This window comes from Bacillus sp. TH19 (assembly GCF_016651075.1).
GTDB lineage: Bacteria > Bacillota > Bacilli > Bacillales > Bacillaceae_G > Bacillus_A > Bacillus_A mycoides.
This window is the reverse complement of the sequence record NZ_JAEKEO010000010.1, coordinates 1,132,597-1,150,663: the sequence shown is the minus strand read 5'-3', so window position 1 is coordinate 1,150,663 and position 18,067 is coordinate 1,132,597. Positions and strand designations below refer to the sequence as shown.

The 18,067-nt window shown below is 34.7% G+C and carries 21 protein-coding genes and 1 riboswitch; of the genes, 3 read left to right on the top strand and 18 right to left on the bottom strand.

The window, feature by feature from the left end; translation table 11 throughout:
* Positions 1-16: 16 nt before the first annotated feature.
* The gene (locus tag JFU54_RS23655; RefSeq protein WP_002135263.1) at positions 17-190 is read right to left on the bottom strand and encodes a DUF5359 family protein; all 174 of its coding nucleotides are present in this window, start codon (positions 188-190) and stop codon (positions 17-19) included.
* Between the two features lie 212 nt (positions 191-402).
* Here JFU54_RS23655 and ansA point away from each other — a divergent pair, with 212 nt between their 5' ends.
* Complete coding sequence (gene ansA, locus JFU54_RS23650; protein ID WP_002030754.1) at positions 403-1,377, top strand: asparaginase; 975 nt, start codon at positions 403-405, stop codon at positions 1,375-1,377.
* 33 nt (positions 1,378-1,410) lie between these two features.
* On the opposite strand, the gene JFU54_RS23645 is transcribed toward ansA, so the two are convergent.
* The 12 genes from JFU54_RS23645 to JFU54_RS23590 form a co-directional block, all read right to left on the bottom strand.
* Entirely contained in the window at positions 1,411-2,391 is a 981-nt protein-coding gene (locus JFU54_RS23645; RefSeq protein ID WP_201066606.1) for a YpdA family putative bacillithiol disulfide reductase, read from the bottom strand.
* A 109-nt stretch (positions 2,392-2,500) separates the two neighbouring features.
* Entirely contained in the window at positions 2,501-3,031 is a 531-nt protein-coding gene (locus tag JFU54_RS23640) for a peptidoglycan recognition protein family protein (RefSeq protein ID WP_002011791.1), read from the bottom strand.
* Between the two features lie 79 nt (positions 3,032-3,110).
* Positions 3,111-3,347: a DUF3961 domain-containing protein gene (locus JFU54_RS23635; RefSeq protein WP_002011789.1), complete on the bottom strand. Its 237-nt coding sequence runs from the start codon at positions 3,345-3,347 to the stop codon at positions 3,111-3,113.
* Between the two features lie 95 nt (positions 3,348-3,442).
* Positions 3,443-3,652 (bottom strand): hypothetical protein, encoded by a 210-nt coding sequence (locus JFU54_RS23630; RefSeq protein WP_002126403.1) that lies wholly within the window; start codon positions 3,650-3,652, stop codon positions 3,443-3,445.
* Positions 3,653-3,732: 80 nt separating this feature from the next.
* Positions 3,733-5,019 carry an NAD-specific glutamate dehydrogenase gene (gene gudB / locus JFU54_RS23625; protein WP_000225168.1) on the bottom strand — a complete coding sequence of 429 codons (1,287 nt, stop codon included), beginning with the start codon at positions 5,017-5,019 and terminating at the stop codon, positions 3,733-3,735.
* Between the two features lie 348 nt (positions 5,020-5,367).
* Complete coding sequence (locus JFU54_RS23620) at positions 5,368-5,976, bottom strand: genetic competence negative regulator (protein ID WP_002011786.1); 609 nt, start codon at positions 5,974-5,976, stop codon at positions 5,368-5,370.
* A gap of 77 nt (positions 5,977-6,053) precedes the next feature.
* Positions 6,054-6,929 (bottom strand): MerR family transcriptional regulator, encoded by an 876-nt coding sequence (locus tag JFU54_RS23615; RefSeq protein ID WP_002011784.1) that lies wholly within the window; start codon positions 6,927-6,929, stop codon positions 6,054-6,056.
* On the bottom strand, positions 6,929-7,705 hold the full coding sequence (locus JFU54_RS23610; protein ID WP_002141026.1) for a metallophosphoesterase: 777 nt from the start codon (positions 7,703-7,705) through the stop codon (positions 6,929-6,931). Before JFU54_RS23610 ends, JFU54_RS23615 begins: the two co-directional genes overlap by 1 nt.
* Positions 7,706-7,776: 71 nt before the next feature.
* Entirely contained in the window at positions 7,777-8,256 is a 480-nt protein-coding gene (locus JFU54_RS23605) for a LysM peptidoglycan-binding domain-containing protein (protein WP_002126396.1), read from the bottom strand.
* A gap of 22 nt (positions 8,257-8,278) precedes the next feature.
* Positions 8,279-8,842: a CPBP family intramembrane glutamic endopeptidase gene (locus tag JFU54_RS23600; RefSeq protein ID WP_002064506.1), complete on the bottom strand. Its 564-nt coding sequence runs from the start codon at positions 8,840-8,842 to the stop codon at positions 8,279-8,281.
* Positions 8,842-10,371 carry a RecQ family ATP-dependent DNA helicase gene (locus JFU54_RS23595; RefSeq protein ID WP_002086642.1) on the bottom strand — a complete coding sequence of 510 codons (1,530 nt, stop codon included), beginning with the start codon at positions 10,369-10,371 and terminating at the stop codon, positions 8,842-8,844. The genes JFU54_RS23600 and JFU54_RS23595 overlap by 1 nt, the downstream gene beginning before the upstream one ends.
* A complete protein-coding gene (locus tag JFU54_RS23590; protein ID WP_133059784.1) occupies positions 10,361-11,422 on the bottom strand; it encodes a YpbB family protein in 1,062 nt (353 codons plus the stop codon). Before JFU54_RS23590 ends, JFU54_RS23595 begins: the two co-directional genes overlap by 11 nt.
* A 297-nt stretch (positions 11,423-11,719) precedes the next feature.
* Between JFU54_RS23590 and JFU54_RS23585 the strand changes: the two genes are divergently transcribed.
* Positions 11,720-11,968 (top strand): ferredoxin, encoded by a 249-nt coding sequence (locus JFU54_RS23585; protein WP_001151994.1) that lies wholly within the window; start codon positions 11,720-11,722, stop codon positions 11,966-11,968.
* 117 nt (positions 11,969-12,085) lie between these two features.
* Here JFU54_RS23585 and JFU54_RS23580 read toward each other — a convergent pair whose 3' ends face one another.
* Complete coding sequence (locus JFU54_RS23580; protein WP_002011769.1) at positions 12,086-12,664, bottom strand: ECF transporter S component; 579 nt, start codon at positions 12,662-12,664, stop codon at positions 12,086-12,088.
* A 163-nt stretch (positions 12,665-12,827) separates the two neighbouring features.
* Positions 12,828-12,967: riboswitch (FMN riboswitch) on the bottom strand.
* 248 nt (positions 12,968-13,215) lie between these two features.
* Between JFU54_RS23580 and JFU54_RS23575 the strand changes: the two genes are divergently transcribed.
* The gene (locus JFU54_RS23575; protein ID WP_201066604.1) at positions 13,216-13,902 is read left to right on the top strand and encodes a hypothetical protein; all 687 of its coding nucleotides are present in this window, start codon (positions 13,216-13,218) and stop codon (positions 13,900-13,902) included.
* 204 nt (positions 13,903-14,106) lie between these two features.
* On the opposite strand, the gene JFU54_RS23570 is transcribed toward JFU54_RS23575, so the two are convergent.
* The 4 genes from JFU54_RS23570 to resD all read right to left on the bottom strand — a co-directional run bounded on the left by JFU54_RS23570 (position 14,107) and on the right by resD (position 18,022).
* Positions 14,107-14,721, bottom strand: a complete 615-nt coding sequence (locus JFU54_RS23570) for a peptidoglycan DD-metalloendopeptidase family protein (protein ID WP_002141020.1) — start codon at positions 14,719-14,721, stop codon at positions 14,107-14,109.
* An 85-nt stretch (positions 14,722-14,806) separates the two neighbouring features.
* A complete protein-coding gene (locus JFU54_RS23565; RefSeq protein WP_088039050.1) occupies positions 14,807-15,388 on the bottom strand; it encodes a cob(I)yrinic acid a,c-diamide adenosyltransferase in 582 nt (193 codons plus the stop codon).
* Between the two features lie 142 nt (positions 15,389-15,530).
* Positions 15,531-17,306 carry a sensor histidine kinase ResE gene (gene resE, locus JFU54_RS23560; RefSeq protein WP_085963310.1) on the bottom strand — a complete coding sequence of 592 codons (1,776 nt, stop codon included), beginning with the start codon at positions 17,304-17,306 and terminating at the stop codon, positions 15,531-15,533.
* Positions 17,306-18,022: a DNA-binding response regulator ResD gene (gene resD / locus JFU54_RS23555; protein ID WP_002011758.1), complete on the bottom strand. Its 717-nt coding sequence runs from the start codon at positions 18,020-18,022 to the stop codon at positions 17,306-17,308. Before resD ends, resE begins: the two co-directional genes overlap by 1 nt.
* Between the last annotated feature and the right edge of the window lie 45 nt (positions 18,023-18,067).

Sequence of the window (18,067 nt, the reverse complement as noted above, 5' to 3'; positions counted from 1 at the left end):
TAGAAGAAAATGAAAACTACTTATTCACCTGTAAGATTTCCGCCTTATTTTTCGTGACGACACCTTCGTAATAAACAATTTTCGATAAATATTTCACTGAAGATTTATGTATAAAAAGCAGTTGGACGACAGAAAGAAAAATAAATTGAATCAGTAATATACGAATTATAATTTTCTCCACTTTTTTCAAAAAACTCACTCCTTCCCACTCTACACTTACACATCCACTCTCATAAATTTCCATAAACAAAACCTAACCTAATAACCACTTACCGGAGCACACTTAAGGTAATTTATTTTATTGTCATTTTCTAAGCATACTTTTATACATTTTCATTGTCGAATTTACTCAAAACATGTTATGTTCTAAATGTATTTTTCAACTTGAAAGGGGTATAAGCATTGAAAAGAATCCTAGTTTTACACACAGGTGGAACAATTGCAATGGAGGAAGATAAAGAAACTGGGGTCGTACAACCAGGTAAAAAGAATCCTCTTTTAAAATTCATTCCTGATTTAGAAGGCGATGTTGATTTAATTGTCGAAGATGTGTTCCATCTTCCATCTCCTCACATGACTCCTAGCGAAATGCTACAATTGCAAGTCATCATTGACGAAAGAGTAAAACAAGACGATATTCACGGCGTAGTCATCACGCATGGTACCGATACATTAGAAGAGACAGCTTATTTTCTTGATTTAACAGTTCAAGCAACTATCCCAATCGTTGTGACAGGGGCAATGCGTTCTAGTAATGAATTAGGTGCTGATGGTCTATATAATTTCTTATCAGCTGTAAAAGTTGCTAGTAGTAATGAAGCTGCTGAAAAAGGCGTTCTAGTCGTATTAAATGACGAAATACATTGTGCTACAAATGTAACAAAAACGCACACAAGTAATGTCGCGACATTCCAAAGTCCACAGTACGGACCAATTGGCATGGTAACAAAACGTGGTGTTGTTTTCCATCATGCTTTAGTGCATCACGAAACATGCACAGTACGACAGATTTCTAAAAACGTTGTCGTTCTAAAAGCATACGCAGGTATGGATGATACATTATTATCAGCAATCGAAACGCTACCAGTAGACGGAATTGTTATTGAAGCACTTGGACAAGGTAATTTACCTCCAAGAACACTTCCTAGTCTAGGGCGATTAATAGAAAAAGGCATTCCAATTGTATTAGTTTCACGCTGCTTTAACGGTATCGTTCAAGACGTATACTCTTATGAAGGTGGCGGAAAACAATTAAAAGATATGGGCATTGTTTTCACCTACGGTTTAAACGCTCAAAAGGCGCGAATTAAATTACTAGTCGCACTAGAAAACACAAACTCTCACGAAACAATCCAACATATGTTTATGCACGATTAAAAAGAAGCTGTCGAAGATTTCGACAGCTTCTTTTTATTCTTCTCTTGATGCAATGGTTTGCGCAATCGCATCTCCATGGAATCTACCGTTCTCGATAAATATTTCATTTGCGTTATTCCCCGCAGCAATTACACCTGCAATAAAAATATTTTCAGCGTTTGTTTCCATACTACCCTCTATATAAATCGGGCGCCCTGTTTCTTCATCAATCCGAACTCCCATTTTTGTTAAGAAGCTGTGGTCTGGATGGTAACCCGTCATAGCAAATACAAAATCGTTTTGAATTGTATTTGCCTCACCATCTACTGTATACGTCAACGTATGCTCAGTAATTTCTTTTACATGCGCATGGAAATTCATTTGAATTGTCCCATTTCGTACTAACGCCTCAAATTCCGGCAAAATCCACGGCTTAATACTTGGCGAGTATTCCCCACCACGGTATAGAACTGTTACACGTGCACCCGATTTAACAAGCTCTAACGCTGCATCTATACTTGAATTTTTACCACCTATTACAACGACATCTCGATCAAAATAAGGGTGTCCTTCTTTGAAATAATGAGCTACTTTCTCAAGTTTCTCACCAGGTACATTCATATAATTCGGATTATCATAATATCCAGTTGCGACAACAATGTATTTCGCAACATATATTTCTTTGTTTCCGTCACGCTTCGTCGTTTCAACTTTAAAAACATCACCATCTTTTTGAACTTGTTCCACTCGTTCAAATGCATTTACACGTATAGATTTACGCTTTACTACTTCACGATAATACGCAAGCGCCTGATTACGAAATGGCTTACGATTTTCTGTAATAAAAGCAACTTCACCAATTTCTAATTTTTCACTAGAGGAGAAAAATGTTTGATGAGTTGGATAATTATAAATTGCATTTACAATGTTTCCTTTTTCGATTACTAACGGATTTAACCCCACTTTTTGCAACGAAATCGCCGCTGCTAATCCGCATGGACCGCCTCCGATAATAATAACTGTTTCTTTTTGCATACTTAGTTCACTCCTAGTCTTCTACCTCTGCTCTATTTATATAAACAAGAAAAAACCTACTTACAGCAGTAGGCATCTATCTTTATTGTATTCATTTTTCATATATTTGTCATCTAAACGAAACATACATCCGATAGACATCTGCTAAAAACTGCTGAAATTTAATTCCTTGTTGCCCTAATACATTCTCAGGATCGATTTTCCGAGTAGGATCCAACGTTTTGTGTGACACAATAGCCTTTTTAGGATTTAAACCGAAATTTTGACATAAATAAGCGTGATACCACGTAAAACGAGTATACGCCTCCCAAAAGTTTACGTCGCCACCATAGCAAAGTTCAACCCCAATTGCAGCCTTATTCGCATCATAACCGAATAACTCATTATCCGTTGGCACATTGTATCGAACATGGTACGCAACTTCATTTATAGGGACAATTTCTAATATTGTTTTATCATCAATAAATGTATGCGCTGAAGCTTTCGGTTGTATTTCATTAAAGTAATCCCGATTTCCTATCGCATTGCTACCAGGGTTCCCCGTGTCATGACTTACAATAAATCTTACTTTTGAAAGAGGAATTCCTGGTCGTGAATTTCCATACCCAATATAGTTACGCTCTATAGGGAACATCGCCATTACTACCAACTCCCGCTCTAAAAAATTACCTTACTTCCTTATATATGTATTCGGTGGCAATGTCCTTATGGCATATTTCTTATGCGAAGAGAACATCGAAAATATTTGATGTGAATACCATAAATAATACAATACTTACAGCCACTCCGTAAAAACCGTAAAACCAAATACAATCTTCTTTCGTATCTAAACCGAAAAATTTATTTACCGATTGTAATAATGTGCCACGCTTGCTTTGTTTGTTTCGTAATACTTCCACTCGTTCTACAACATCTGCTGGCATCATAAATCTTTGGTCTACTGTCATTTTCATCATTTATCTCTCCTTAAAATCATTTCCGTTTTGCTTATCTAAGGAAAGTATAGCACGTTTGTTCGTGCAGAACAAGCGTTCTTTTTTTGTTTTTTATTCTATTTTTCACCAAACCAAGTAATAATTGTGAATATAAACGCGATAATTGGTCCAACTACAACTGCACCAAATATTAAAAATAATAATCCTTCGCCGAACACCCGAACGACACTTGTTTTTCGGGCTCTCTTAGCTCTTGCAAGTTCACCCTCTAACACCTTAACCTTTTCTTCTAATTGGTCTACTCGTTCCATTATTTCATTCCCCATATACAACACCTCATTTAATACTTCAACAAAAAAACGCGATTCCCTCGAAAGGAAATCACGTTTTCTCAAAACATTATATATTATACCCAACCTCTGAAGCGACTAGCCTCAGCCATTTTACGAACACCAATCATGTATGCAGCTAAGCGCATGTTCACTTTACGAACTTGTGATGTTTCATAAATTGAATCGAATGATTTTACCATTACTTTTTCTAAACGTTGTTCTACTTCTTCTTCAGTCCAGTAGTAACCTTGGTTATTTTGTACCCACTCAAAGTAAGATACCGTAACGCCACCAGCACTTGCTAATACGTCTGGAACAAGTAAGATACCACGATCTGTTAAGATTTTTGTTGCTTCTAATGTAGTTGGACCATTTGCAGCTTCAACCACAATTTTCGCTTTAATCTTATCAGCATTTTCTTCTGTAATTTGGTTCTCAATTGCAGCAGGAACTAAAATGTCGCAATCAAGTTCTAACAGTTCTGTATTTGAAATTGTATTATTAAATAGTTTTGTTACAGTACCAAAGCTATCGCGACGATCTAGTAAGTAGTCAATATCTAATCCATTCGGATCATGTAATGCACCGTAAGCATCTGAAATTGCAATTACTTTCGCGCCTGCATCATGCATAAATTTAGCTAAGAAGCTACCCGCATTACCAAATCCTTGAACAACAACGCGTGCACCTTTAATATCAATGTCACGTTTTTTCGCAGCTTCACGAATACAAATTGTTACACCTTTTGCAGTCGCTGTTTCACGTCCGTGTGATCCACCTAATACAAGTGGTTTACCTGTAATAAATCCTGGTGAATTAAATTCATCGATACGGCTATACTCATCCATCATCCATGCCATAATTTGTGAGTTTGTAAATACATCTGGAGCCGGAATATCTTTTGTCGGACCAACAATTTGGCTAATTGCTCGTACATAACCGCGGCTTAATCTTTCTAATTCACGGAAAGACATCTCACGTGGGTCACAAATGATTCCACCTTTACCTCCACCATATGGTAAATCAACAATACCACATTTTAAACTCATCCAAATAGAAAGTGCTTTCACTTCATTTTCTGTTACGTTTGGATGGAAGCGAATTCCACCTTTCGTTGGACCAACAGCATCATTATGTTGTGCACGATATCCTGTAAATATTTTAACAGTCCCGTCATCCATACGAACTGGAATTTTCACTGTCATCATACGAATTGGTTCTTTCAATAATTCATATACTTCGTTTGGATAACCCAATTTTTCTAATGCTTCATTAATTACAATTTGTGTTGAATTTAACAATTCAAAATGTTGTTCCCCTTGTTGTTGTGTTTTCGTTTGAGTTCCCTTTTCGGCTACCATAGTAAGTAAACCCCCTGTAATTTCACTTGTTTAGTAAACCTTCATTGCCTAGTATACACCGTTAAATTTGGAATGCAATAGAAAACGCTAACAAATATATACAAACTATTTTGTATTGCAAGCGTTTTCACTATTATTATAGTCCTTTTATTGCTTTTAGAAAAGTAAAATACTTAAATATTTAAATATTTTTTATTTTCATCAAAATACATTCGATAAAACCATTATTTCATCAAGAAATACTGATTACATTTTAACATACAGATCGGCTAGTCTTATTACCTACACTTCGTTTTATAGATTTTAGATTTTCAGCTGAATAAAAATAAAACCTCAAGCTACGTTACATTAGCTGAGGTTTTGTTTTTTCACAAAGTAATTGTATATTTGTTCAATCGCTTGAGAATCCATTAATTCTTTACCATATTCCATTACGCGGTAAATTGTTGCCGTTGACGGATTACCGTACTCTGCTAAAATAGCTATAAAATCCGCCTTCAATAATTGAAATTGCTCTTCTTCTTCTATCCAAAGATAAAAACGATCATCCCACGTATACAACTTCCCATCAGTTACACCAAGGTTATATAAGCGATTTGACAAATTGATTACATCATCTAATGTAGCAAACTCGTAAAGTATATGTTCACTTTCATCAAGAGTCACTTGCATTTCAATAAACTCGTCACGGAACTCATCTTCTGTGTCCACTTCGTGATTTTCTTTTGTTACAATTACAACCATACCTTGAGCTTGTAGAGAAAATACTTCAACAGCAATCGGTCCATCCGCTTCAAACCCTAATTCTGTATTTGCTTCTTGCATCATATCACGGAATAGTTGCTGTACTTTCGGTGCATTTCTCCACAAATCTTCTTTCGTTAATCCTCGTTCAGATAAATCATCAAATGTTAGGAAAATTTTAATCTTATTATAATTTAAACGTTCCAGTCTCATCTCATACCCTCCCTACGTAACCATTGCATCTAATTTTTATTATATGAAATAGAAAATAGATGGTTCTTTTCGAACGACTATTCCGGCATCTTTAACCATCCATCCCATTCTTCTTTCGTGTTACCAATTAGGATATTTTGAAGATTTAATTGATCTCCAATGCCTTTTCTTCCTATAAAACCACCAGAGATGTTTTCATTTTTTTCTTGCAACAAGTCAATAAATTCTACTGCCTCTTCAAGTTCTCGTTCATCATCAAAAGATATAAACAAATATTTAGGTTGTAATTGTTCAATAGCTAGTAAAATACCTTCTTCATCTAAACTTGTCCCCATATACATTGTTTGATATCCTTTTAGTCGTAAATACGTCGCGAAAATAAATCCTTTTAATATATTATTTTCTAAAACGAAAACTTTGTTAACGGAAGAATACACCGACGCATTATGATAGATCATCCCTAAACGTGTTTGTAAGAATGATACAACATATTTGAATTGCGACATTGTAATCTCATTATTACTTTTTAAAGTTAACAACTTGTTTGCCACTTGAAGAATGATGCTTGCAACAACCTTTTCCGTTGAATATATACTAAAAACCTCGTTTAATAATGCAGAAATTGTAATTTCATCAAATTCTAACAAAGCTTGTAGTATATCGTCCACTAAAACAACTTCTGTATCAGTAATTTTTTCTTTTTGAACGTTGTTCTGCAACCGATTCCCTTCTAATAACTGAACTGCTTGTCCAATCATCATCCCCTCAGAAACTTTGTTCATTAACCATTTCAAAATATGAATATGCTCTTCTGTATATAAACGATGCCCCGCACGATTTCTCTTTGGGGCAATAATATGATAGCGTCTTTCCCATGCGCGAAGTGTACTCGGTTGAATTCCGAGTATATTTGAGACAGCTTTTATATTATATTTTCCATTTGAATTCGGCATTATTTCCCTCCGCATAACGTAATGATATGTGTTTGGGAAGGTGCCCGAAAACGAAGAGGGAACAATGTTGTTCCATACCCATTACTAACAAAGAGAGTCGTATTAGAATGCTTATATACGCCACCCTTTAAATACTTTTCAGATGGAAACAACCGAATCTGGCCTCCATGTGTATGTCCACTTAATACGAGCGAAATTTGTTCATTACCAGACATTTTCTTTATTATATCTGGGTTGTGACTAATTAAAATGCGAAAACCTTCTTCTTTACAATCAGACAACGCTAAATCTAAACGATCTCGTTCTAATCCAACATCATCGATACCGAGTAAGCAAATTTTCTCTCCTAATTCAGACTCAAATACAACTCTTGTATTATCTAATACCTTCACATTATTTTCTATTAATAAAGCATCTAATTCGTGATACTCAATTTCATAGTCATTATTTCCCCATACAAAATATACAGGGGCTATTTCTCTTAACTTTTGAATATTTAAAGCGATTTGCGATAAAGGTACTCCTTTTTCAGCTAAATCACCGCCAATAATTACGATATCTGCTTTTCCTTTCACTCGTTCAATTAGCGAGCTAGAAATGATCCTTCTATGAATATCCGAAATAAAAAAAACTTTAACTTTTTGAAAACTTTCCGGAAATTCTTCGAATACTAAAGTATGTTCCAACACTGTATTACGCATCGCTTCTTTATACATTCCAAGAAGACATACAAAACCAATGCTTATGAGAGTACATAATAATATAATCCATGACATATATTTTTTACTCTCCCTCCTCGTAAAGTATAGTCCTTAATTTTATGTGGAGCTATATATCACTCATTTAGCTAGCTCTCATACTTCGTGGACTTATCTTTTATAGGAATTTTCAATTCTTGTCCTACCTTCACTTCGTCTTCTTGTAAATCATTATACTTTTTTATTATTTCTATCCCATCTTCATCTGAGAAATATTGCTTCGCTATACTTTCTAAAGTTTCTCCATCTTTCACAACATGAGTTGCTACTTTCTCAGGCTGCTTCTTTGATTCAGTCTTAGCGGAATCAAAGAAAATTACTTCAAACGCACTTTTCTCAGCATTATTACTATCACTTTTTACCTGTATATACTTATCTGTATACCATAGGATACTAATAGGTAACAATATGAACAAAAATGTTAACACTCGGACGAAAATGTGATTCATTTTAAACTTTGGTTTGTTCTCTTTATTTCTATGAATTTCACTACGCGGCGGTAAACTTTCATCTTCTTCCACTTGCTCAACTTCTAACTCCTCTTCAAAATCAGGAATTCGTTTTCTCATGTTGTTCACCACCACCTTCCATTTATTTTCTTAATTGGAGCCCCATTATAAAATCAACAAGAAAGTGTGCAAAGATTGTTATAAACAAATTTCCTGTCCACTCGAATACATAACCAAAAACAAAACTAATAAAGCAGACGAAACAAAACAAAAAAGGCTTCGTTATATACCGAATATGTAACACAGCAAAAATTAAACTCGCTATTACAATTCCGAAATGAGTCTGCACTACACCTCTAAATAAAAACTCTTCCGCAAAGCCAATAATAAACGTGATAACGAGTAAATGCATGACAGAAATCCCTTGAAACATTCTATCGTTAATGCCACCATCATCAAACCAAGATTCTGGAAACACTCGCATTGCAACATAATCTAATAACACAATACAAATCGCTAACAAGCTACCTATTAAAAGTATAGAAACCGGTTCCCATTTCCATAAACTATAAACTTCTCTTTTATCTTGAAATAATATATATGCTAGTAAACAACCGATACCAATAATGATTAGTTGTGTTATGTAGAGATTCAGTCTTATTTCTCTCGGACTCATATCTTCAACATTATGCCTTTGAATGTTCATCATTCCTCCATCTTTCCTAGGCCGAAAAGCTTTTGTAACTCTGTTTCCCAATTATAGTCGAAAACTAACTGTTGCGCTCGTCTTTTTTTATAATCCGTTTTTGTAATACCACAGTAATCACAACAGTTTTCTATCTCTTTTTCTTTTCTATAACCGAATTGTTGTAATAAATATTCACGTCTACATCCTTGAACTTGTATCCATGACTTCATATTTTCTAGCTCACTATATTTATTACGCATTCTCACTTCCACTTCCGCTATTAATCTGTGCATTATTTCATCTGACAAGCTCTCTAACATGAGATTTCGCTGTTGTATGATTCCAAGATGTTCGAGATGATAACGTGTAAAGCGCCAATACTGTTCATTAAATCTTGCTGCATTATAACAAATTTCTTCTACATCTTCTAATGGTAATACTTTCGTTTGAAACATTCTTTCTTGTAGTAACGAAAATAAAAATTGTATTTGCGATTTACTTGGTAATTCATCTTCAATGATTGAAATTGGCAAATCGTGATCCAATGGACTACATAATAAAATGGCTATACTCAATTCTCCATCTCTTCCCGCTCTTCCAATTTCTTGTAAATAGGAAGCTACATTTGTCGGATATTGAAAATGAATAATATATCTTGTATTCGCCTTATTTACCCCCATCCCAAAAGCACTTGTACATATTACAATTTGCAACTGGTCATTCATAAACTGTTGTTGAATTAACATACGCTCTTCATGTTCCATACCACCATGATAAAAAGCTACACCTGTAATTCCTTTTCCTCTTAAATACTCGGTTAAACGCTCTGTCCAGGCCCTACTTGAACAATAAACAATACCAGGCCCTTGCAAATACATTACATGCTCAAAAAGCGCCTCTTTTTTTTCTTCTATTGTTTCCACAAATTGCACTTCCATCGCAATATTTGGACGATCAATTGAGTACACATGCTCAGCAATATTTTTTAGATTTAAACTTTCCGCTATATCTCGCAATACATCCTTTGTCGCAGTTGCTGTTAATGCTAGTACTGTCGGAGATCCGATACTCTCAATTACTTTATCTAATTTTTTATAATCTGGCCGAAAATCATAGCCCCATTGTGAAATACAATGCGCTTCATCTACGACAAATAATGAAATATGAATTTTTTTCAATTCTCTTATTAGAAGTTCCGACTGCAACATCTCTGGCGATACGAAAACAAATTTATAAAAAGATAGCTTTTTCATTGCTTCTCTTTTTTCAATTAACGTCCGAAAACTATTCAATGCAATAACTCGATTTTTCACGACATACTTTAATTGCGTAACTTGGTCTTCCATTAAAGATAATAATGGTGATACAACAAGCACCGTACCCTCTTGCAGAAGCCCCGGAAGTTGATAACACATTGACTTTCCCCTTCCAGTCGGAAGCATTGCTACAACATCTTTTCCTTCCAATAAGTCCGTAATAACTCCTTTTTGCCCCGGACGAAATTCAGAATATCCAAACCACTTATATAAATATTCCTCAAGCTTCATTTATACCCTCCATCCGTGCCAATACAAGACGTACTTCAAAATAAGAGATTTCCTCTCCAACCGCTTGCTTCAACACACGCAATTTACGTGTTTGTAATGCTTCAATTACTTTTGTTACTTTTTCCATTTTTTCTTTTTCCATAAACATTTCAATAGAAAATTCTTTTTCTCGTAAAGCAATTTCTACAAAATGGTCTTCTATCGTGGCAACCTTCAAATTCCGAATTGTTGCTATTTCTTCTAAAGAGCGTCCTTGTCTCCAAAGATTATATGTTTTTTTCGTTGATAAACTAAATAAATCAGCTTTCTCATTTGGATAAGATATAATTTCAGCTAATAATGGAAACTCATTTTCTTTATTGCGAACTTCTTGAATAAGGAAATGAATTGTACCCCAAAATAAAAAATACACTCGAAATATATCTTGTTTCGTAATTTCCGCTAATTGTTGTAAAGTACACCCAATACGTTTATACCCAGTTAACCGATATATTACGATTGTCGCCTCTACTGGATTATTTTTTTGTAAAAGAGTATGCATTTCCTTCCATAATCTTTTAGCCAATTCACTTCTCATATACGGTATTCCAGTGAGAAAACGTTTCACCCACATCATTATTTCTGTATCCTGTTGAATTGGAATAAATTTCGTATTCGCCTGTTGTAAATTCGAAATGGTTTGAACGATCAATGATAATCTCTTCCAAAACGTTTCACCTATTTCACCATAGTGTAAACCATTTAAATATGTCGGAAAGGCAAAGTCACCTTCCCATTTGTTTAATTGCAAGTTACCAGCAGTCGTTAACACATATGTATTATCATGTATACCTTGAACTAAATCCGTTTGTAACAACTTTGCAACTTCTTGATCATAATCAGCTCTATTTAATGACTTATAAATCCCAAACAAAAAAGAAATTTGAAACATATTCCCATCTTGTAATGTTTGCGACGATCTCTTTCCTTTTAATAAATAATAAATCGAAGAAACGGTTCTTTCACCATTCAATTGTTTTAAACAATATAATAAAGTATATTGTAGCTGCATTACCGCTTCCACCTCTCAGTCTAACTTCATTCCTTTTTCAATACGATTGCACATTAACTGCTATTCATTTAACTTATCATATTCACACTACATGCTTGTATATATTCTATTGTATCAAACGAAATAACATTTAAGTATTTTGAAAATCTTATGAAATAATTCAAAAATAAGTTGACACTCTAATTGATAAGCATTATCATTATAATTTTATGTTGAAAAGTTTTTAAAACCGTTTTACAATAAGATTATAATTTTTTGGCGAACTTTTCACATACATATTATCAGGAGGGAAAAAATATGGCAAAATATACAATCGTTGACAAAGATACTTGTATTGCATGCGGTGCTTGTGGTGCTGCTGCACCAGACATTTATGACTATGATGATGAAGGCATTGCATTTGTAACATTAGACGATAACCAAGGTATCGTTGAAATTCCAGATGTATTAATTGAAGATATGATGGATGCATTCGAAGGTTGTCCAACTGACTCAATTAAAGTTGCTGACGAATCATTTGATGGCGACTCTTTAAAATTCGAATAGTCTTTTATTAACTTCAAAAAATCCCCCTCATACTTATGAGGGGGATTTTTTGCACTCTTTTTCATTCTCACTAACAAAAAAACCATTAGCAGTTACGCTGCCAATGGTTTAATATTTTTAAGCATTTTTCATTTTTGCAAATACCCATACTTTCAAGCGTGAAAATAATGCTACAAATACAATTGTTACAACAATTCCTTTAATTACATTAAACGGTAATATTGCCGTTACAATAGTTTGTCGCATAATATCACTAGACATAGCTGGTGAATTTAAAAACCAAGTGTACGCTGGTAAAATAATAAAGTAGTTTAACACACTCATAATAACTGTCATAGTAATTGTACCTAGCATTAATCCTGTCGTTAAACTTTTTACTGTGCGATACTTTCGGAATAAGAATGCTGCTGGACCAATAAATAAACATCCCGCTATAAAGTTTGCTACTTCTCCTACTGGTACTCCCGTTAAACTTCCTTGAATTCCGTAATGCAAAATATTTTTTATCGCTTCTACAATTACACCTGCAATTGGACTAAAAATTATCGCCGCAATTAAAGCTGGCACATCACTAAAATCAATTTTTAAAAATGGCGGAAGCCCTGGGAATGGAAAATCCAACATCATTAGTAAATACGCAATACTACTTAGCATCGCTACACTCACCATCTGCACTACACTGTTTTTTTGTTTCATCTTTCTCTCTCCTTTTCCATCGATCTTCTCATGGAAAGTGGAAAGGTTCTGCTATGCCTATTTTTTCATAGAACGAAAAAACCCTTTGTGATTTACACAAAGGGAGAATTTTAAGGCACATCAAACAGACGTTCAAATACTTATCTTTTTTGAACGCTTGAACCTCCATCTTCTCCCATCCAGACTGTACTGTCGGCTTTGGAATCACACCAAATCCTGCCTTAACGGCTCGCGGGCTTAGAACGAAATTATTAAATGTTCATCACCGCCGGTCGGGATTTTCACCCTGCCCCGAAGATAGACCGATATTCTATTTTCCACTTCATTATACAACAACATGATCGTATTGTGAACAAAAAAAGTGTAACTTACTAAAAATAAGTTATTGATTTTATATAATTAAAGAAACGATCACTATATTTTACAATACAACCCATATTTTTTATAATTCGGTATTTCTCTTATGAATCCCCCTAGTCATATGTCGTCAAAAGTGATAAGATGTTGAATTGTTAAGATAAGAACATTTTCTGAGTTATGGAGGAAATGTCATGAAGAAAGATAAAAGACACTCTATTCGAGAAGCAATGAAAAAGAACTTAAGAAAAGAATACTTTTATTTGAAAAAAGAATTACTTTTCTACTGTCCAATTGATCTAGGCACATTCTCAAGAGAGACATACTACGCTACTTTTGACCAAGATGGCATAAGTATTTATCAGTATGATAAAAAAACAGAAAGTAAATTAAAATTGTGTGAGCGTCATCCATGGAAGAGTTGGAATAAGGTAAAAGTTGATCACTATTTAACAACTTCTCAATTTATTTTCCAAGGTGAGCGAAACTGGATTTTATCCCTTTTCCAAAAAGGAAAAGAAGCTCAAAAAATAATTGAAGAACATACATCTTTACAAACGGAAGTTGTTTCCCGTCCGTTTTCCAAGAAACTTCCTGGTTTCCGTTCTGATACACCATTGAATAAATACATCGGTTGCATTTGTTACACTGCACTTATTGCATTTTTATTAAAATGGATGATTCCATTTCAAGCACCACAAATCGCCCTGTATTCTCTTTCAATTGGCTTTATGCTTCTTGGTTTACTTTGTCTTACAATTGGTCTAATCGAACCAAATATCGTACTATTTCGGACAAAAGAAAAAACAAGAACAAAAGTCTTTTACTTATATAGCTACTTAGCTATTACTGGATTTATATGTGTCTTTATTTTTTGGTAAAAGAAGCCGTCCCAAAAGATCTTTTGGGACGGTTTTTCGTTAGGAATAGGTTGCTCTTACTGTCGCATTTTATTATTAGTCGACATTTCTTGTCGAAATGTCGATATAATAAGAGCTATGTTCGATATAATTTCATTTACTATCGCAATCTTAAATAAGAAAAAAATAAATTTATTCAAAAGTTATGCTTTTGAGACGTTGCCTTTACTTGACGTATAGTTGTTGGTTCGGATAGATTTGCTCTTGTCGCAATCCATTCCTCACTTTAATTTCCTCAACTGTCATACTAAATTTCCGGGCAATACCAACTAAAGTATCACCTTTTTGTACAATATACAGTGATGATGACACAACTTGATTTTTTTGTTCATTTAAAACAAGCAACGGATTCATCGCATTCCTTTTCTCCATCGTCCATCTCCCTTGATGCACTTCTAAATGTAAATGCGCTCCTCGCGATTCTCCTGTATTCCCTACCTCTCCAATTAGCTCTCCTTTTGAAATGTTATCACCTTGAACTACATATCTCTTATTTAAATGCGCATAAACAGCCTCATATTCTCCATGTTTAATAAACACAACATTTCCATAACTACTTGAAAAATAAGACTTTGTCACCTTACCATTTTGAATAGCTGCAACAGGCGTTCCAATAGGCGCAGCTATATCAATACCATAGTGTTTCCCATGTCTTGTCCCAAAATAATCACTTATCTGCCCATCAACAGGCCATATCCACTGATTCCCTTCAGCGTAAACATGTAATTGAGATAAAAATAATACACTCAATATCACCACGCCACATTTTAACGCTTTCATATACATCCTCCGTTTTCTAATAACCGTCATACCTTCTCTATTGTGGGATATTACAGAAAAAAGTATACAAAAAAAAGAAAGTGGATTACTCCACTTCCTTCTCTTCTTTATTACGAAAAACAAGTGCACCACGGTTATACTCCACATCTTTCACTTGTAAACGCGCATTTATTACTCTAGCAAGCGCAAATAAATAATCAGATAACCTATTTATATACTTTAGAACAATTTCATTGGTTTCTCCTTCTTTTTGCAATGACACTATACAACGTTCTGCTCTTCTTATAACTGTACGTGCAATGTGTAGTGCAGCCGATATCTCGCTACCGCCTGGTAAAATAAAACGCTCTAAAGGCGGCGCTTCTTCTGTATACGAATCAATTCGTCTCTCTAAATACTCGACCATCTCTATCGTTACTTTATAAGGGATTTTCTTCTCTACTATTGCTAAATCCCCTCCACAATCAAATAGTTCATGTTGAATATTTTCAAGTTCGTTATAAATGTTACGAAAACATTCCTCTTGTAATTTAGACATGGCATATCCGATATGAGAATTCGCCTCATCAATTGTTCCATAAGCTTCTACACGTATATGATCTTTATCCACTCGGCCACCTATGACACTCGTTTCCCCTTTATCACCTGTTTTTGTATAAAGTTTCATTTCATTATGACACCTCTCTTTTTATTTTCATTCTGATTATTAAAGAAAAAAACTCTACCATTCTTTATTTAATTGCACTTACAAAAAAATAAAAAAACAGTAAAGCTTTTATTCATGATCAACTTTTTAAAAACATATATATCTAAATTATACGATTTGGTAAATATACAGAGAATGTAGTTCCTTCTCCAACGACACTTGATACAGAAATTTTCCCGTCATGACCTTGAACAATATTTTTAGCAATCGCAAGCCCGAGTCCTGTTCCAACTTTTTTCCCTCGCGTTCTCGCTTTATCAGCTTTATAGAATCGATCGAACAAGAACGGAATATCTTCTTCTGGAATACCAGCACCTGAATCTTGCACTTCGAAAGTAAGGCCACTATTTTTCGTATTAATTACAAGTGTAACATGTCCACCTGCATTTGTATGACGGATTGCATTATCAATTAAATTCGTCAGTACCTGTTCCATACGGTCTGCATCAAACGGATATTGTTCAATTGGACTTTGGAAATCCACTGTTAATTGGACTTCTTTATCCTTTGCAATCCCCTGGAATTTACGGCCAATTTTTTCGACAAATGGATGAATATCTACTTCACCTATATGTAACTCTACATGTCCACTTTCCATACGGGCTAAATCTAATAACTCATTTACAAGTTTACCTAAACGAACAGATTCATCATAAATAATTTGAACAAACTCATTAATTTCTTCTTTCGTTTGCACAATATCATCTAAAATTGCTTCACTATATCCTTGAAGCATTACCATCGGTGTACGAAGCTCATGTGATACATTCGCAATAAAGTCTTGACGCATTTTCTCAAGACGACGCTCCTCCGTCATATCTCGCAATACTGCTACAGCTCCACGAATTTTTGTTTGATTGTAAAGCGGTGTCATAAGAACTACGTAGTTACCTTTTTGCAAATTAATTTCAACAACTTGTTGTTGCTCACTTTCTACAACGAGATGGAATAGTTCAACAAGTTCAGAAGGCAGTTTTTTAATTAACTCTACTTCTTTTTCTTCTTGCCAAACTTGTAAGAAGTGTTCTGCCGGTGGGTTGATAACAACGACTTCACCTTCTTGATTTAACGTAACAACACCATCTGCCATACTACTCAAAATGCTAGCTAACTGCTCTTTTTCTTGCTGCAGGGCATTCATATTAAACTTCAACTGTTTCCCCATTTGATTTAAAGCAGTTGCAAGCTCACCAATTTCGTCCTGCGACACCATAGGGGCTTTCGTATCAAATTTCCCGCGCGCTACCTCAAATGCAACCTCACGCATTTTACGAAGCGGTGCCGTAATTCGAGTAGATAAGAAAAATGCAAAGAAAGTTGTTAAAATAATCGCAATCCCGGCTGATAAGAAAATAAAATCAGTCGTTCTCTCCATACCTTGTATTGGAACTTGCAATGATTCATATACAAACACTGCACTTTGATTTTTTGACTGTACTGGTTTCCCGACGATCATAATATCATTTTCAGTATTTTTATTCTTCCTACTATTAGAAGCTTTTCTAATATTATTCTTAATATCCTTTTTATCTGTAAAAACAGCTGCTAATTCTTTATCATTTTTCAAATCATCTATTGTAAGAGTAACTAATCCTTCTTGTTTCGGCGAAGAAGAAATTTCCTTACCGTCTTCTACAATGATAATCCTTGAAAGTGGATCAGAAAATTTGTAAGCAATATCCTCAATCGTTTTTACATCGGCACCTTCTTCAATTAATTCCGTGACACTTGTTGCAACTTTCTGAAGCCTAGCTTCACTCATATCAACATAATACGTTCTAAAAAACTGTGAAAGTAAAATAGCAACAAATCCAAGAACAAACGAAACGAGAAGTAATATGGTCATCCATAACTTCCCTACTACACTTCTCCAAAGCATCAGTCGTTCACAACCTCAAACTTGTAACCTACGCCCCAAACGGTAACAATCATTTTCGCTGCATCTGGTGATTGTTTACTTAACTTTTCACGTAAACGCTTTACATGCGTATCAACTGTACGTAAATCTCCGAAGAACTCATATTGCCATACTTCTTTTAACAATTGCTCACGGTCAAAAACTTTATCCGGGGATTTCGCTAAGAATAATAGTAATTCATATTCTTTCGGTGTTAAGTTTACTTCATTACCATCCGCTGTAACGCGGTGCGCATCATTATCAATTGTTAAATGCGGGAAAACAGTAACATCTTTCGTCGTTGTATCTTGTGTAAAGAATGTCGTTGGTACAGCGCGGCGTAATACTGCTTTCACACGAAGTACTACTTCACGCGGGCTAAACGGCTTTACAATATAATCATCAGTTCCAACTTCAAACCCTTGTACCCTATTTACTTCTTCACCTTTTGCTGTCAGCATAATAATTGGCGTCGCTTTCTTCTCACGAATCCCTTTACACACTTCGATACCATCTTTACCAGGCATCATAATATCCAGTAGGATTAAATCATAATCATTTTGTAACGCCATTTCTAAAGCTGTATCACCATTATCCGCTTCTTCAATTGTGTATTGCTCTCTTTCTAAATACATCTTTAATAAACGACGAATACGATCCTCATCGTCTACAATTAAAATTCTTGATTCATTTTCCATTTCTACCCGCTGCGTACTTTTACCACAACGGTTTACACCTACCCT

What these genes read in the sequence shown, in the direction of transcription:
- JFU54_RS23645 (WP_201066606.1), bottom strand. Translation starts at nt 2,391, where the DNA reads ATGCAAAAAGAAACAGTTATTATTATCGGAGGCGGTCCATGCGGATTA.
- JFU54_RS23640 (WP_002011791.1), bottom strand. Translation starts at nt 3,031, where the DNA reads ATGGCGATGTTCCCTATAGAGCGTAACTATATTGGGTATGGAAATTCA.
- JFU54_RS23635 (WP_002011789.1), bottom strand. Translation starts at nt 3,347, where the DNA reads ATGATGAAAATGACAGTAGACCAAAGATTTATGATGCCAGCAGATGTT.
- JFU54_RS23630 (WP_002126403.1), bottom strand. Translation starts at nt 3,652, where the DNA reads ATGGGGAATGAAATAATGGAACGAGTAGACCAATTAGAAGAAAAGGTT.
- gudB (WP_000225168.1), bottom strand. Translation starts at nt 5,019, where the DNA reads ATGGTAGCCGAAAAGGGAACTCAAACGAAAACACAACAACAAGGGGAA.
- JFU54_RS23620 (WP_002011786.1), bottom strand. Translation starts at nt 5,976, where the DNA reads ATGAGACTGGAACGTTTAAATTATAATAAGATTAAAATTTTCCTAACA.
- JFU54_RS23615 (WP_002011784.1), bottom strand. Translation starts at nt 6,929, where the DNA reads ATGCCGAATTCAAATGGAAAATATAATATAAAAGCTGTCTCAAATATA.
- JFU54_RS23610 (WP_002141026.1), bottom strand. Translation starts at nt 7,705, where the DNA reads ATGTCATGGATTATATTATTATGTACTCTCATAAGCATTGGTTTTGTA.
- JFU54_RS23605 (WP_002126396.1), bottom strand. Translation starts at nt 8,256, where the DNA reads ATGAGAAAACGAATTCCTGATTTTGAAGAGGAGTTAGAAGTTGAGCAA.
- JFU54_RS23600 (WP_002064506.1), bottom strand. Translation starts at nt 8,842, where the DNA reads ATGAACATTCAAAGGCATAATGTTGAAGATATGAGTCCGAGAGAAATA.
- JFU54_RS23595 (WP_002086642.1), bottom strand. Translation starts at nt 10,371, where the DNA reads ATGAAGCTTGAGGAATATTTATATAAGTGGTTTGGATATTCTGAATTT.
- JFU54_RS23590 (WP_133059784.1), bottom strand. Translation starts at nt 11,422, where the DNA reads ATGCAGCTACAATATACTTTATTATATTGTTTAAAACAATTGAATGGT.
- JFU54_RS23585 (WP_001151994.1), top strand. Translation starts at nt 11,720, where the DNA reads ATGGCAAAATATACAATCGTTGACAAAGATACTTGTATTGCATGCGGT.
- JFU54_RS23580 (WP_002011769.1), bottom strand. Translation starts at nt 12,664, where the DNA reads ATGAAACAAAAAAACAGTGTAGTGCAGATGGTGAGTGTAGCGATGCTA.
- JFU54_RS23575 (WP_201066604.1), top strand. Translation starts at nt 13,216, where the DNA reads ATGAAGAAAGATAAAAGACACTCTATTCGAGAAGCAATGAAAAAGAAC.
- JFU54_RS23570 (WP_002141020.1), bottom strand. Translation starts at nt 14,721, where the DNA reads ATGAAAGCGTTAAAATGTGGCGTGGTGATATTGAGTGTATTATTTTTA.
- JFU54_RS23565 (WP_088039050.1), bottom strand. Translation starts at nt 15,388, where the DNA reads ATGAAACTTTATACAAAAACAGGTGATAAAGGGGAAACGAGTGTCATA.
- resE (WP_085963310.1), bottom strand. Translation starts at nt 17,306, where the DNA reads ATGCTTTGGAGAAGTGTAGTAGGGAAGTTATGGATGACCATATTACTT.
- resD (WP_002011758.1), bottom strand. Translation starts at nt 18,022, where the DNA reads ATGGAAAATGAATCAAGAATTTTAATTGTAGACGATGAGGATCGTATT.